The organism is Nocardia sp. NPDC049220 (genome assembly GCF_040647855.1).
GTDB lineage: Bacteria > Actinomycetota > Actinomycetes > Mycobacteriales > Mycobacteriaceae > Nocardia.
Map to the genome: position 1 here is coordinate 194,175 of NZ_JBEZDA010000007.1, position 16,619 is coordinate 210,793.

The 16,619-nt window shown below is 66.8% G+C and carries 1 protein-coding gene (only partly in view); it reads right to left on the minus strand.

This entire window lies inside a single protein-coding gene on the minus strand: locus tag AB0C34_RS18780, encoding an alpha/beta fold hydrolase. The 109,890-nt coding sequence extends 37,767 nt beyond the window's left edge and 55,504 nt beyond its right edge, so the window shows coding positions 55,505–72,123, spanning codon 18,502 (partial) through codon 24,041 (complete); the first complete codon in reading order (the gene reads right to left) occupies positions 16,615 to 16,617. Both codon boundaries (start and stop) fall beyond the window edges.

A 16,619-nucleotide genomic window follows, 5' to 3' on the forward strand; every position in this document is an offset into this window, starting at 1 on the left:
GCGGGCACGCTCCGGGTCGACGGTCTCGTAACCGTTCGGCCGCAGTACTTCGTACTGGGTCTTGGTCGGCGCCAACGGATCAGGACGCCCGCGACGCGGCGCGAATGCATGCACCCCGTCATCGCCACCCGCGACGGCGGGCAGGTGGGCGCCGTCCCCCCAGGGCCCCGCGCCCAACCGTCGCGCCCCCGGACCGCGGTGCTTCTGCACATCGGCGTCGAACCGGACCTCGGGTTGCCGGTTGCGGTTGATGGCCGCGATCCACACGTCCCCGGCGGCCGCGCCCGTCCGCTCCGCCCACTGGTCCATCTTCGCGTGACGCAGCAGCCCGTGGATCGGGTCGAAAAGCACCACCTCGCCGAGCCCGATGTGCTCGTGCTCATCCCATTCCGGGTGCTGGTTGTTAAGTTCCGCGGCGAATTCCTCGGTGTCCACCTCCGCGAACACGGCCAGGTGCCCGAAGTCGCTTCGACCGACCCAGTCGATGCCCACCACGGTCGCTCCGCCGCGGAACCGGGCGCGGGTCAGCGTCGACCGCAGCGCCGCCGCCCCGGTGCCCACTTTTTTCTCGCGCCAACCGGCATCGATGCCTTTCAGGGCATCGTTGTTGTCCATGCCCTTGGTGGTGATGATCCGGGCGATATTCGGATCGTTCTCGTCGGCCGGATGGATCTTCGCGCCTGCTTCCGGGCCCGCCCATGCCTTGACGAACTTCTGGACGGCCAGCCCACAGAGCTTTTCCCCGCCGCCCTGTCGGTGCGCCTCCAGATTCGGTCGCGAAATGGCGCCATCGACCGACCGCCCGGATTCGACCGGGGGCATCAACGTCACCTTGCCGTCTTTCAGCGCCTTGGTGACGATCCGCACCAGCGCCTTCTTCTTACGCGCGCGCTTGTCGCCGAACCAGTCCCACACCACATGGCCGGTGGTGCTGCCCGACTGTGGGGGCTGCGCGATCCGGTAGCCGCCCTCGTCATCGGTGGCCATCCAGATATCCACCGGGAAAGCCCATTGCTTGCCGAACAGGATGGTTACCTTCTCGGTGCCCACCGGCTGATCCGGATCGAGTTCGTGCCAAGTGTCCGCGCCGGTGATCTCGCGGGATTCCAGTGCGCGAAGGATCCCGTGGACGCTGAACGGCGCGACATCTTCCTCGCGCTCGGCCAGCCAGATCGCTCGTCGGTGAGCGAAGCCGGGATCATAAATGTACCCCTGTGCCTGATGGCGCTCCATGAAAGCAGAGTCCGAATCGAACCAATCCGCTAACCCGTTCGCCCCCTTCGACTTCCGCTCGGGGTCTTTGTCCAGGCGTCCCCAGCTGCGCGCGCGGAGGTACCCGGTCAGCAACACTGCCCCGATCGCAACTCGATCCGGGCGACCGAAACCGTTCCAAAGGCGCGCGTCCTCGGACCGTGGAATCGGCTTCGCCCACACCGTACCGTCCGGCCCGATGACGGCCTCGTAGAAGCCGACCCCGTACCGTTCTCGCTGCCGGATCGTCGGTTTCCGCAGCTCCGCGAACCCCGGCTGCCGGTAGCACAGGTCATCCACGGCGGCACGGTGCCTGCCCGGCAGCGCGACGACAGACAGCGTCCCGGCGTTGTACGACTGCGGGGTATAGGTGACGTGTGCGGTCACCTGGGTAGTGGCCTCCTTTCCGATCCAGAACCGCGCACTGAGATCTGCGACGGCCAGGTTGGACACGTCCTCGTCGAGTTCCGCGACAGCCCGATCGTGTTCGGCGACTAGTTCGACCAGTCGGGCGATATCGACGTCACCGCCCGGGTCAGCGGAGGTCAGAGCCGCCGGGTCCGCGATGCCCAACAGGTTCGCGAGATCATCACGCTCACGGGCCAGGGTATCTATCCGCTGCATGGCGGCAAGGACTTCCGCCGGCTTCAGGTGCCGACGGCTGAATGATTCGAAGTCGGGCCTGGCCGGTAGCGCCGGTACGGACTGCTTCAGGGCCAGTCGGGTATCGGCGGTCGCGTCGGTGGCGGTCCGCGCGATCTCGAGTATCCGCGTCGAGGCTGTGATCAAGAGGGACTCCTGACCGAGCCCGCGCAACGCGGGCGCCACCGCGAGCATACGCTGCCGGACGGCATCGACATCCGCGAGCGGAACACGGTGGCGGTGGAACCTGACTTCCGTGACGTCCTTATCGAACGTCAGGAAATGTTCAGCAGGAAATAGCATTCCGGGTGCACGCGAGGCCGAAGTCGCCGCACGCTCCATACCCATGTCGGAGTCGGCGCTGAGCACCCGCCAGTTGCCATCGGTATACCACGAGAAGAGCCGGTCCGGCTGCTGCCCGGACAGCGCGTCGTACATGCTCAGCAGGCGGCCGCTGGTGGAATCCAGCAAAGCGTTCCGCACGATATCGGACACCTCGAAATCCGACTCGCCCCGGTTCGGTCGGCAGTAGCTGTTCGGCGAGTTTCGATAGAACTCCACCGGCCGGTCCTGAACCGCACCAGCGAGTATCGACTGTGCCTCGGCGAAATCGACCACTTCCTGGTCGGCGAACCAATACTCGGTATAGCCGGTTCCGTCCTGACAGGTCACCACCGTTCGCCGGTACATGCTGGTATCCACACGATTGGCGCGCTGGGCCCCGGATTCGAGTCCGTCGCGAACTCGCTGCGCGAATGTCCGGTTGTCGACGATCCGGTTCACCAGACCGGCCCATTCCGAGCCGAGGTAGTAGTCCCACCCGGAATCGGCTCGGGTGTCGGGATCGTCGGGGTTGCCAGTCAGCTCCTCGATCTGCGGTGCGCCGTCACGGTCGACCCAAGCGTGCTTATAGCGAATCGCGATGCCCTGTGCGGCCAGTTCCTCGGGGCTCACACCGAACTGCCGACCCATCAGCAGTGCCAAGTCCGCAGGCTTCCCGGCGACGATCAGCTGCCCACGCAGCGCGTCGAACCCGACGCATTCGTTGAGCGGGATCGCCCGCTCGGCGGCCAGCTCATTGCGGGAAACGACGAGTCCGGCCGCGTCGAGCAGCGCGGTCAGCTCCTTCTCGGCCGCCGCACCGATTCGCCACACCTCAGCCGAACCAATCCGGTTCGCCAAGGTGTTGACACGTTTTTTCTCCTCCCAGTCATCGTGATTCGCAATGTCGCTGAAGACTTCGTGAGCCCTTTGTTGCACGACATTCCGAAGGTGCTCCGGGTCCATCCCGGTCGCGTCGACATCGATTTCCGCGCACCACCGCGCGATGTCGGCATGGAATTCCTGGACCGCGCGCACGGCGGCATCGATCCGCGTGCGCGCCCCGGCCGGAAGCTCACCCGGCGGCGTCGTGGGATCCAGTCGCCAGGTCTGCCAGCCGGGCAGCTCCGCGACCACCTGGTCGAACTTCTTTTGCAGCCCCCGGTCGAGGTCGACAGGCTCCAGTTCCCATGCGGACGTTCCTGTTTCGATTCCTAGATTCGCGGTGCCGTCGCTCAGCAGTGCCTTGATGTCGTCGACGAGTTTGCGGGGGCTGTCGGCTTCTCGGCCGCCGAACCGGCCCGACACGACACCGCCCGGATCACGGGCGATGCCATCCACTTTCGCGATCGCGTAACGAGATGGCTCGAGCTTCACTATCCGGAGTCGGAACGTGAATTCACCGAGTTCGACCACCCGAGGAAGCACCGCGACGGGTGTGATCGTCGCCGCGTCTGCGTCTGCGTCTTCGGCGGAGTCGGCGTCATAGCGGAGGTCCGCGAGGGTGAATTCCTTGTCGACTATTTTGCGCGCGGCCTCCTTCGCACCGAAGACGTCCAGCACGTCGTCCGGGTGGGCGTCGGCAACGCCCCGCACCAGGTCATCGAAGGTGGGATTGAGACCGAATCCGCCGCGCGCCAGCCACTCTGGGAAGCCGACTGGCTCCGACAGCAGCCCGGGAAGGCGCGCCTGGAGATACAGCTCCAGGAAGGCCGCTTTGATCTCGGTCCGACTCAGCTGGTAGTGGCCACCGACCGGGGAGACCGGGTTCAAGGTGGCCTCGGCCACCGCACCGTCCGGACCCAGCTCCACCTCGATCCGGAGAATCTGGTACCGCCGCGGCCGCTGCGGGGTCGGTGGCAGATGCACGTCGGCGAATTCCGCCGAATCCTTGTGCGCCAAGTCGATCATGGCGCGCTCGTGCCTGCCCGCCAACGCCACCACATACAGCACGGGAAGCTCGACGCCCGGCGTTTCGACCACAACGGCATGTGCGCTGACCTGCGTGCCACCAGCGAATCGCTCCGCGATGAAGCGGTTTGCCACCCTGTCGTCGAGTGCCGCGACGGCGCGGTGCAGTTCGTCGACCCGCGTGACCAGTTCGCCGATCGCGTGGTCGTGCCGGACGATCTCCGCGCGCCGGGCATGCATCGCCGAGAAGTGTTGCGCCCATCGGTGTAACGGGTCGTCCTCAGCCATCTCGTCCGGGTCGCCGAACACATCCAGCATGGCATTCGCGACATCAGCCGCATCGACACGCAGTTCGTCGGCCAGTTCCAGCCAGTCACGCCGCACCTCGCGGAAAAGCTGGTCGAAGACGGGCGCACCGGGCGCCAGACCGGCAGGGTCCGCGAGGTCCAGTTGCGCGGCCAGATCATCTCGCCGCTGTTCCAGATCGCGGATACCGGCGACGGCGGCAACGATTTCCGACTGGTCGACCAGTTGCGTCTCGGCCGGCGCCGCGGGCTGCGCGAGGACGGGCTGTTCCTCCGGGCGCGGCACGGTGTGGCGCTCGATTCGGTATTCCCGCCCATCGTGTCTGGGGGTGGCATCCCGGACACCCGCGAATCCTTCGTGCTCCACCGCCAATCGCAGCAACGCGCGTTCATGACCGCCGTCGAAGGCGACCACGATCAGACGCCGCTGCACCGGGAACCAGACGATCTGGTCGCCGCGCGGCTCACCGTCCGGACTGCCGGTCAGTGCCGCGTCCCGAATGATCCGCTCGACCACCGGGCCGCAGGCCCGTGCCTCCGCGTCATCCACCGCCCGCACCAGCGCCGCGGTGTCGGCATCGATCAACTCGGCGGTCAACTCGCGATGACGTTCCACCACAGCCACCAACCGCGGCAGGCGTTCTTCCCGGTTGAGGACATCCGTGCGGCGGTCCTCCAGCGCCCAGAACGCGGCCAACTCGCGGGGCAGGGTGAGTCGCTTCAGGTCGATCTGCTCGGGTTGGACACCCAACTCGGTCGCGAGGTCTTCGAGCAGCCGCTGTCGATCGTCGACCACCCCCTGCTGGAGACTGCCGAGTGCACCGTCGACCGTCCACGCCTGCTGGTCCGCGTCCAACCGGCTCGGATCAGGCACCCGCAACTCGTGCGCCAACTCGTCGCGCCGCTGCTCCAGGTCGCGGACTTCCTGCAATACCGCGATCTGAGTGGCACCGGCGACCACATCCGCGGGTACCTCCACGATTTCACCCTGGAGGGGAACCCCGTGCGCCGCGCTGCCGACGCTCCCACCCTCGCTGACCGCAGCCGCCACGCCCAGATCCTGCTCGACCTGCCACGCCGGGTCGGCGGCCGGCGTCGGCGCGGGCAACGGATCAGCGGGACGCCCGCGACGCGGCTCGACCGCATGCGCCCCGTCCTCCGGTGACGTCCCAGGGGTAACCGCGAACAACACTTCCGGTCCATACCGCCGAGTCGCCCGGCTACCACGCGGCGAAAGTCCCAATGCCACACGTTCATCCACCGGCTGCCAGAACGCGTCGGGATCATGTCCAGGACGACCGGTCGATGTTCCTCCCGCGCCGCGATCACCCGACGAGTCCTTGGGAGACTGCCGCAGCCGGCGCAGGAACTTCCGCCCGACGCGCTTCAGATCTCCAGTGGAGCTGCGCAACTCCTCGACAGTCGCGGGCAACTCGCCCCGGTCACTCGATCCAGCCAGCGCACTGTCACCGCCCGTGGGCTTGTCGGCTGTCGACGGGAAGAAGCGTGACTGCCATGGTGCCCGGTGCGGCCCCGGCCCGGGGACCGGCCCGGTGCCGTTGCGGATGTCGATCGCCCAATCCGCCAACTCCTGATAGGAGATTCCCCACCGCACCGCGTCGATAACGAACGCTGGATGAGTCGGATCGTCCAAGTGCTCGTACTCGATCTGGACCGGGGCCTCCGACTTGGCTTCGTCCTCGTTGACCAGAAGGTGCGTATTCTCCGCCCCCTTGTCGCGGCTATAGAGGCTGAGCTGGTCCACCCAGTCCGTTATGGAGCCGGACACCAGACCGCGGTCGACGAAATGCTCGTACGCCTCCGGCAGCCATAGGTTGGTGTTGACGTAGGCGCTTTCGGAATCGGTGGAGTAGGTGAAGGCGTGATTGATTTCATGTTTGGCCAGGGCCTCGAGCCGGTTGTCGAGGCCTCCCGCACGGAATGCCCTGCCTTGCGCTTGTTTCCGACGGCGTCGCTCCAGTCCTCGACGAGTGAAGTCCCAGCTATTGACAATGATCGCCGGGCCCGTAGTTTCGGCAATCGACCCCTCTGCGCCCAGGTACTGAACATTGACACTCCGCAATATGACGTCGAGCGACGGCCGGAATCGCCTGACGATCGCGAGCTCCTCATCGATCTTGCCGATGAATCGCAGTACTGCCCGGAACGAGATCGACTCGTCGTCGCACCCAACGACCTCGATACCGGTCCGCGCGGTGAAATCCGCGAGATAGGCAGCCTTCGGCGCTTGCTCGCGCGCCGCCGCGGCTCGCTCGGTCCGCAGCATCCTGGCGGTACGGCCCGCTGTGGCAGGCAGGGCTACTCCGACGGCGTCAGCGTCAGCGTCAGCGTCGCCCCGCACCGACTCCGGGACGATCGTTCGCACCGCGATCGACGTCCCCGTGTCGGGGTCGAGCACCTCCATCCGCAGCGTCGGCACGCGCCCTGTCCCGTGCGACCAGGAAGCGGTCAACACCACCCGTCCGGATGGCATGCCGTCGAACGCCTCCGTGAGCACCGTCGACAGTGCTGGTTCCCACCCCGGAGCAACTGCCATGACGGCATACCCGTTGTCGCTGTTGCGGCCGACGTAGCGCGTAACACCCTCGACCACGGCCCGTGCGATCGGCTGGACTGTCCCTCGCTGAGCATCCGTGCGAACGGGAAATTCCACCCGCAGCATCCCTCGCGGATTGCCGAAGGAATGCGCGTCCACGACGAGCTCCGGATTCTCGCCATCGCTCAGCACCGCCCGGAAATCATCGCGGGATTCGTCGCTGGTGGACACCGTCAATCGCGCCGGCGCTGTGGACTGCGCATGACGCAGGTACGCGGCCAACACGCCGTCTGCTATCCCCTGCGGCGTATCGTCGAATGGCCGACGGCCGATGGTGAAATCGTTGACTGGTGTCCCGATATCCCTTCGGTCGACGGCCACCACCACCGTGGTGGTATCGGGGCTGAACGAGAAGGAGCCCGGACCTCGGGTACCGCCCGACACCTGGCCTCGGCAGTTCCCGTCGGCTGGGTGAAGCGTTATTTCCACCGGTCGGCCCGCGCCCAGGTACCCGATCATGTTGCTCGCAAGCAGACCCATCCAGTCGCCGGCGAAGCGCTTCTTCCAGTTGTCCTTCCACTTGTCGTCCGCCCAGACCGCGACGACGGATCCGAATGCCTCTCGGAGGCGGTTTTCGACCTCCCGGGAATCCTCGCCCGCATCGAAACGTTCCACCACTGCCGGTGACCCGTCCTGTACAGACCTCGCAGAACGAACGTCCTCGACCGGTGACTGCTCCGTGACGGCGAACGTGCGCTCGTGGATCGGTACGCCGCTGTCGTCGACCGCGGTCGACCGGAATGCGGCCTGCGCACTGTCGTATACGAAAAACACAGTGCCGGTCCGGATCGCACGTGGACCACCATCGACAGCGAATACGTCATCCAGGAAGTCGCGGGCCTCGACCGTGAGAGCACCTGCTCTGAATCCCGGGTCATTCTGCCGGAATCCTCGCTCCAGGCCTACACGAGCCCGCCATCCGGCCTCCACCGCCGTCTGAACGACACTCAAATCCACACCCTGCTCGACCGGCACCGCCACCTGCCACATCGACCTTCCGGCCACAGCAGAACCGTCCGGCAGTTGCGCCGACACCTCGACCGTGACCGCCGTTCCCGGGCGAGGACCTGCCATCGCGGCCCGGAATCCGGTCACCCCTGGGCCCCGCCGATGCGACTCCATCACCAATCGCGCCGGCGACGTGGACAATTCGTCGCGGACACCGACCGTCGACGCCGTCTCGAAAGCCGTCGCCAGCACGTGCGCCGCCGCCTCGCCCTCGCGCTGATGGCCGGTCAACTCCCGCACCAACCATTGCAGCACCGCGGACCGGGACTCCGGCATCGCGCCCGTCGCGGACAGCACGACAGCCGCATCGAGATCGGCGCCCTCGGGATCAGCGCCGTCCGGCACCCGAAATTCGACGGCAGCCACGTCGTTCGCATGACCACACAGCTCGATCCGGATGCCCCCGGTCGACAGTGGCAGGGCGCGGATCGCCCCGACCGGATCACCAACCATCTCGCCGTGCACGAAGCGGGCCAGCGATGCGGTGATCTCACGTGCCGCGGCACGCCGATCCGCTGACCAGTCCGACATCGCTTCGTCGACCGTCTCGTCCGCGTACACCATCGTGCCCACCGGCTCCGCGACAGCGGATGTCGGCCGCTGGCCGGTCTCAGGAGTTCGCTCGAAGGCCCTGTCCAGCGGCAACTTCGGCGTGCGGATATCAGCAGCCGGCCGGCCAGCGCCCATGTTCTTCTCGGGGCCTCGGTCGGCCACTTCCTCGACCTGCTCGACCCGCCACGCCGGGTCGGCGGCAGCACCGACCGGCCGATGGCCCGGGTCGACGGAGCCCAGCAGCGAGCCATCGCCGTTGCCGCCACCCGCGACTGGCATCGGCGCAGGCGGTACCGCCTGTGCGGCGGCTTCCACCTGTCGCCGCAGCTCCGCTAGCTCGAGCCATAATTCGGCCTCGCGGTCGAGGAGTTTGTTGTGCAAATGGATTCTTCGGAGGATCGGCTGCGCTCGAGCGGCGAGTTCGGGATTGTCGCGGTGGTCGCCGAAAATCACCCACGCGGCCTGTCTCAGCTCGTCCGCGCCATCCTCCGGGTCGATATCGGCGCCCAGCTCGTGGAGCGACTCGCGGGCCGCTTCGAGAATGCGTGCCCGCTCGTTCGCCATGAACAGGACTCGCGCCCGCAGTTCCCGCTGTCGCTGTTCGGCGGGGCGAATCGCCGCCTCGGCGAGCTGGACAACGCTGGCGGGCAACCCCTTGGATTCGCCCCAGGAAAAACCCGACTCGGCCAGCCAAGCGGTCAGTTTCCGGTCGAGTGCGCGCAATGCCGGGGCAATCCGCGCCGGATTCGACCCCACATCGAGCCGCAGGTACTCCGCCGTCTTCGCCTCGTCTCGCTGCCACATCCGCCACTCGAGGTCAACGGACTCGCCGAGCACCATGTTGATCCGACAGGTCACCGCCATCCCGCCGTCGACCTGCGTCGCGTCGACGACATCCACCCAGAAATCGTCGCCATACCCGGCGAACATCCGCTTCGGATCGACGGTGCCGGAGAGCACCTGATCCACCCCGTACTCCGATCCACCGGCGCGCCACAGCGGGCCTTGGTGCTCCTCGGGCATGTCGACCAGCCCGAGGTCCACCCCGCTGCGCGACAGCTCGTAACGGCTCTGCGCGGCGGCCTTCGCGCAATTCTCTGTTGCGCCGAAACCCGCGCTGTGCAGTGGGAACGACACCAGCCAGCCGTCGATGATCCCCCCGTATCCGAATCCGGCGGGCCCCGGCTCCGACGGACCGTAGGAGAGGTTGAGATAGATATGGGTGGTGTCCGCATGCAAGCGGAAGTGGATGCGGCCGTCCCTGGGCGCCGCATCCATCAGGATGTAATCCCCCAAACTCGCAGTGCTGTACCGCGTTCCCTCCAGGTCGCGGAACAACCCCTGCCGATCCGGGTAAGCAAAGGTGAATTCGACGTTGTCGGCACGTTCCGGATCGACGGTCTCGCGACCGTTCGGCCGCAGCACTTCGTACTGGGTCTTGGTCGGCGCCAACGAATCAGGACGCCCGCGAGGCGGCGCGAACGCATGCACCCCATCATCGCCACCTGCGGCGGCGGGCACCTGGGCGCCGTCGGCCGGGTCTTGCGGGCGCAGCGGGCCTGCGATGGGCTTAGCCCGGGGCGGGGCATCCGACGGCACGGCCAGGTCGAAGTCCGGCCCCATCTCGTCTTCGTCGTTCATGCCGAACAGCACGGCACGCACCGGCGCGGTCCGGTGCGCATCGTTCTCGAGCTCGAGCGCTTCCCAGGCATACAGCTCGTGCGCCCCATGTAGTCGACCGTCGAACACGATGATCTCGGGGCCCTCGGGGAGGTCGATCCGGACCAGCACGATCGCATGGTGGTAGTCCGCACCTTCCACCATGACCAGCGCGGTGTCGGCGGAGTCGGCGGAGTCGGCCACGAGCAGATCCTCGACCACCTGCGTCCACACGGTCATCGGCTGTCTCGCGAGGGCATCCGCCAGCACCGTCCATCGAGGATCCTCCGGCGCAGGAACGCCGCCGCGGAACATGTCCAGCTGCCCCAAGGCAAAACCCGCCCGCGTCAGACAATCCCGCGCTTGCTCACGCAGGTCGCCGATCTCGTTCGCACGGGCATCACCCACCGCCGCGACGACGCCGGCCGACGGACCTTCGATGGGTTCGACGACGGCTGCCGACGACGGGTCCGGCTCGACAGTGGTCGCTTCCCGGTACGCGAATAGCTGCGCGTCGGCATCGTGCGCCCAAGTGCGGTCCTTTCCGAACGCGCTGAGTATCTCCACCCACAGACGCGCCTGGTCCTGCCATATCAGCGCCGCTTCGACAGGGTCCGTCTGGGCCAGAACCTCGGCCACCGGCTGCGCAATCCGGTTGAGATCCCTCGGGAGAATCTGCCGCTCGCGTTCCGGCCAATCCGGTAAGTCCGCTCCAGGCGCCTGTTCCGACAGCGCCCCGAGAAGCTCGAGGATGACGTTCGCAGCCGCGGGCAGTTCCAGTGCGAGTTCCAGCAGCCGCCGGTTGTTCACCTTCCCCAAGTCCAGGCCGACGGTGTCCTGGCACAGGGCATGGGTCAGCCGCCACACGATGGCGTTCAATTCCCGTCCGGTACGGATCATCTCCTCGATCGGGAACGTCACGCCGACACGATGCGCGTCCAACTCGACGGCGGCTCGCTGGAGCAGTCTGCGCAGTTGTGCGATGCCACGCTCGAGGACGAGGCATTCGCTCCGCGCCCACTCCGTCAGATCGTCGTAGCCTTGGTCGACAACGTCCTGTCGCACCAGAACTTGGCCGAGGTCGACCGGAACGCCGACCAGCCGCGCGACCGCCTCCGCGGCACCGATGTCACCGAATCCGCCGTGGGCCAGATCCTTTCGCGGCTTCTGCAGCGACTTGCCGATCTTGCGTGTCAGGCGCTTCGGGCTCGAGTCGTTGCGGCCCGAGAACCACTGCGCCAGCACGTTGGACACCGCTGCGCGGCGCGGCCATCCTGCCCGAGCGCGCGGAACCCACCACCGCTTGTTGTCGGTGTCCAACGCCAGCGGGACCTCACCCAGGCCGGATACCGCGACCGGGTACTGCTTGTCACCGGCAACCTCCCACCCGTCCGGCACGGTCGAGCAGTCCGCCCAGGACGGCAGCGGCCGTTCGCGGATCGCCATGCTGTAGAGCAGGCCCGCGGGATGATCCGGTCGCTGGAACTCGGGATTGTCGCGGGCCATCCGGTAGCCGAAGTCGAGGATGTCGCCGCGCAACCGGCCCTCGACGACCTCGTCCCAATACGGCAAGTCGGATTCGTACGCGTTGTTCGCGTGGTTCAGCGTCCACGGATTGCGGCGGACCGCCTCGTACTTTTCCTTCGTCTTGTCGAACTCCGCCTCGCTGTGTTTCCTCCGCTGCGCCTCGTCCGCTTTGGTGTAGAACGCGTCCTCGCCGAGCAGACCCAGCCATGCCCGCCATGAGGGTGCTTTCTTACCGTCCTGCTGTAGTGACCAGCACAGCGTCAGATACTGCGACAGCAACCCGGCGACAGCCTCATCCCAGGTTGGACGACGGTACGCTCCCTCCGCCTCGTCCCGAGTGATCGGTCGCTCATACGTCCGACCATCCGGGTGTGCGGTCACTTCCCGGTACTGGATGTGTAATCCGGACCGGTACAGCGCATCGAGGTAGTAGTCGCTGGTGATGGCCAACTCGGCCAGCGCCTCCAGATGCTTGCCCTTCTCCGCGGCGACGACCAGCAGATACCCGATGCCGGTATACCACGCAACGTGATGACTGAGCTTCCTGGGCCCGTGCCATCCGTCACGTTTGTATTTCTCCGCAACCTCGTCCAGGACCCGACTGCACGCATTCTTTGCATAGGAGTCGGTCGGGGCGAGCAGATTTTCCTGGATGCCAGACCGAGCGGGCATGGTTCGTGGCGCCGTCGCAACTGCTCGACGGTGCGCGGGCAGGTCGTCGGTACCACCCCGCAGCGCCGCGAGAATCCTGTCGGACACCTCAAAGGAGTTGCTGGCCTCGAAAGTCATTTCCCGAGCGAGGAACGCGGACAATGCATTCCCCCGACGGGATATACGCATCCCATACCCAGTGGAACCGCGACCGACCGAGAGTTTGGGATCCCCGAGGGCACGCAGGTCGAGTAACCGCTCGTCATCCTGCCGGAACTGTGGCGGCGTCACTTCGGGCATCGGAATCTGACGCAGGTAGAGGCGCTGCATCACCTCCGCAGGATGGCCCGGCACCACCATCGGGTCCGCCTCCGCCATCCGGTAGCCGATCCCCATGATGTTGCTACGGAGCCGACCGACGCGAATGTCGCCTCGATCCGGAAGATCGGACATCGACTCGTCGTTGACATGGTTGATCGCGGTCGGATCCTGCCGAAGCGCATCGTATTCCGCTTTCCGTACATCGTAGGCGCCCTTGCGGAACCGGGTCGGCAAATCCTTCGTCTGGTAGAAGGCGTCGTCGCCGAGCAGCAGCAGCCAGTCCTCGAAGGGGGCATCGGTGGTGCCTTCCTTGCGTGCCTGCACATACCCCTCGACCAACGCCCCGCAGGCTTCCTCCCACGTTGCGCGGCGGCACGATCCCTCCGCCTGATCGCGGGTGATGGGCACCATCTCCACTCCCGTACGCAATGGCGATGGCCGCACATACTGGATCGCCAATCCGCGCCGCCACAGCGCATCGGCGAACTCCTCATGGGCGGTGATCAATTCATCGATCGCTGCCAGATGCTTGCCGTACGATGCCACCACGAACAGCCGGTTCGTCGCCGGCAGCCAGGCGACCCGCCCGGTGAGCTGCTCGCCACCCGGGTCGCGCGCAAGCTCCTGGTCCAGCGCACGCTGGGTGGCCGCGGCGACCGGGTCCGCGATCACGTGACCAGCGGTGCCGCCTCCCTCCGGGGCTTGCTCGCCCTCCAGATCTTCCGTGGGGTTGCGCGACTCCTGGACAGTGCCGGGCAACTCGCTCCGGTCACTCGTTCCAGCCAGCGCAGGTCGGTCACCGTTTGTAGGTTTATCGGCTGTCGACCGGACAACGGCGGCTCCGTTGGCGTCATCACCTAGGGCGGTCATCAGTTCCGCCACCTGGTCCGGCTCGGGCGGCTGGACGATCTCGCCGCCCTCCACGGCGACAGAAGCGGTGACCTCGGGTGCTTCGTGTTCGATCTCGATTTCCACCGGGATGGCGAATGCCACTGTGGTACCGCGGTTCGGCTCGGCTACCAACCATCCGTCTGCGGACAGAGCCGCGTAGACACGGGTAATGGTCGTCGGCGAGCGGACATCAAGGTATTCGGCCAGGGTCGGGGCTCCCGGCAGTTCCTGCCCCGGCAACAGCCTGCCCTCCCGAATCGCCTGCTTCAATGCCGCCTTCAGAGCTGGTCCCACCGGCTCCCCGGCCGGGAATGCGTCGGCACCAAGCGCGAAAAACAGTGCCACAACCTGGTTTCGCGCGACGTCCCTGGACGTGCCTGCGGTCAAGGTCTCCGGCAGTTCCGGCCGCGGCGCGGCGCCGTCACCGGCGGGGCCAGGCGGGGCGGTGCGGAGCGTCGGGTCGAACGCCTCGGGCTGCGGCGGGCGCACACTGAGAGGGACACGGACGAACTGGGCCTGGTCGAGGCTGCTGCCGTCATCGAGTGGCAGAGCGGGGCGCGGCTGGGTGGAGCGGACGAAGCCGCGGTTGCGCAGGAACTCTTCGGCACCAGTGCCCGCAACCACATCCACGAGCACCCGCGTCTGTTCCAGGTCGGTCAACACCCCGTCGAGCAGCAGTGAACCGATGCCCTGCCGCCGACCCATCTGATCGACAACCAGATGCTCGAGGATCGCCTGGTCCGTACCATCACGCCGGACGTAGGCGACGCCGATGATCTGATCGTATGTGTCCCGGGCCACCAGTAATCCGGACGGCTCGAGTTCGAGAATCTCCGTCCAGTCCGCGCGGGCCGCTTCCGGGTCGCTGTGCACGGTCCGGCGCGCCACCTCGAGATCGACTCCAGCCCGCACGAAGCGGGCAACCGTGGCTTGTTGACACAGCTGCACGATGTCGTCTAGATCCGGCACCTGTGGACGGTCGATGCGAATACCCGCCACCCCGACCGGATCGCCACCGTCGGCGATGGCACGTTCCAGCGCCGCCGGATTCGGCACTCGACGCTGCGGTTCCACGACTTCCTGTTGCGCTCTCAGCCACGTGGTCACCGGTTCGGCCAGCACGATGTCGAGACCCTGATCGTGGCCGAGCACCATGATCGGCATCCGTTCCAGCCGGTAGAACCCGGCGTAATGCTCCGGCCCGGTCTGCCAGTCGTCGAGGTCCCTGACCAGCAGTTGTGCGGTTGTCGCTGTCCCGAGATCGCCCGCCCGCCAGAACACCCGCGTCCTGTCGTCCATATGTCGGTGCACCGGCGGCTCGTCCGCACGACCAAAGACATGCACCTGCGCCCGATCAGCGAGGTCGATGTCGCCGACCGCCACCGCGCACCGGCCGCCCCACTTGTCGTGCAGATCCAACGCCAGAATGTGCACCGGCGGATTCCCGCGTCGTGTCCGCGCGAACGCTTCGACCTCGTAAACAAAACGGAGTTGCTCGATTAGCTTCTCGTCCAGCTCACCGGGTCCGGCCAGCTGGATAGCCAGCTCATTGCGGTGGAACTGGTCGATGTCGCGGGCCAGGAAATTCGAGAACCGCTCGATCTCGACCGGGACACCCATCTTGCCGATTTCCCGACGCACCGCGGCAGTCAGCCGGTTCCACCGCACCGGAACCATCGGACCGGGGCCTTTGACCGCCGCATCGGCGGCGTCGGTCGCCAGCACCAGATCCTCGAAGTACCGGCGGGCCCGTTCCTGTTCCGGACCGCTCGGGGCCTGCGGACGCGCCACCGGAGTGGCACCAGCGACCACGTCCCTGGGTACCGCCACGATTTCGCCACCGGGCAGGATGGTGGACGCGTCGTTGACACGCTCCGGTCCATCGGTGAAGGCGACGGTCCAGATGTCGCGCAAGTTCTGCGGCGCCTCGACGCCCTTCGGCGCGCCGACCCGACCGTTGCCCACGTCCTGTTCCAGGATCGCACCGTTGCGGCCCTCGCTGTCACCAATGAATTTCCACAACCGGACGTGGGCGTTGATACCGTCGCGGGCCTGGTGCAGGCCGTCGATGACCAGCAGCGCCGCGCCATTGCGCGCGGTCGGATCCAGGCCGTTCACCCAGGCCAGGAAGGCCGCTTCGACATGCTGGTGCGACTGCTCCGGGTCGACCTCGAACCGCTGTGTCGTCCACCCCTTCTCCTGCACGGCCTGCCACACGGGGGTGCCGCCGAGACCGTTGTTGCGGACCGGGAAACCGAGCATGCCCATGGCAATCGCCCAGCACTGGTCCTGCGGGTCGCCCACTTCCGCGAGCACATCAGCCTGGTCGATGGGCCGGCGGTAGGCGCTGTCGCCGTCGGTTGGGGAGATCTCGCGCCTGTCGCTGACGAACCGGGTGTCGTCGAGGGCGATGGTGACGACCGGTCTGCCGGCGTGTTCGCCGTGCTCCACGATCGCACCGGTCGCTTCGGGCTCGGCTGGTGGCGCGGGTGTATTCGCGGCTGCCCCGGCCTGATCCGGAATTCCCGCCGCCCGCTCCCGCAAGACCAGCTCATTCGCGAAGAGTTCATCGTGCCGGTCGAGGCAAGTGCGGATGTCGTGGCGCACCGAGTCGTCGGAGACCTGCTCGCCGTACGCGCGCAACGCCTTCAGCGGTGTTGCCACGTCGACATCGCCCCGTTGCTCGCGCAGTAGCTCGACAACCTTGTCGCGCAGCCTGATTCGCTCCGCGATCAGCGCCGCGATCTCGGCGCGCGGTTGCACCGGCTGCGCTTGTTCCCGGGCCGGAGCCGCGGCATCGCCGAGATCGGCCACGTGATCCGGACCCGGCTTCGGAGCACTGCCGCGTTCGCCGCTGCCCGGCTCATGGCCCGGTAGGGCATTCGCCCACACCGCACCGTCGACGCGGACGCGGCGATCGAACCCACCGAACGGGCTGGCGACAGCCAGATCCTGCGCTCGTG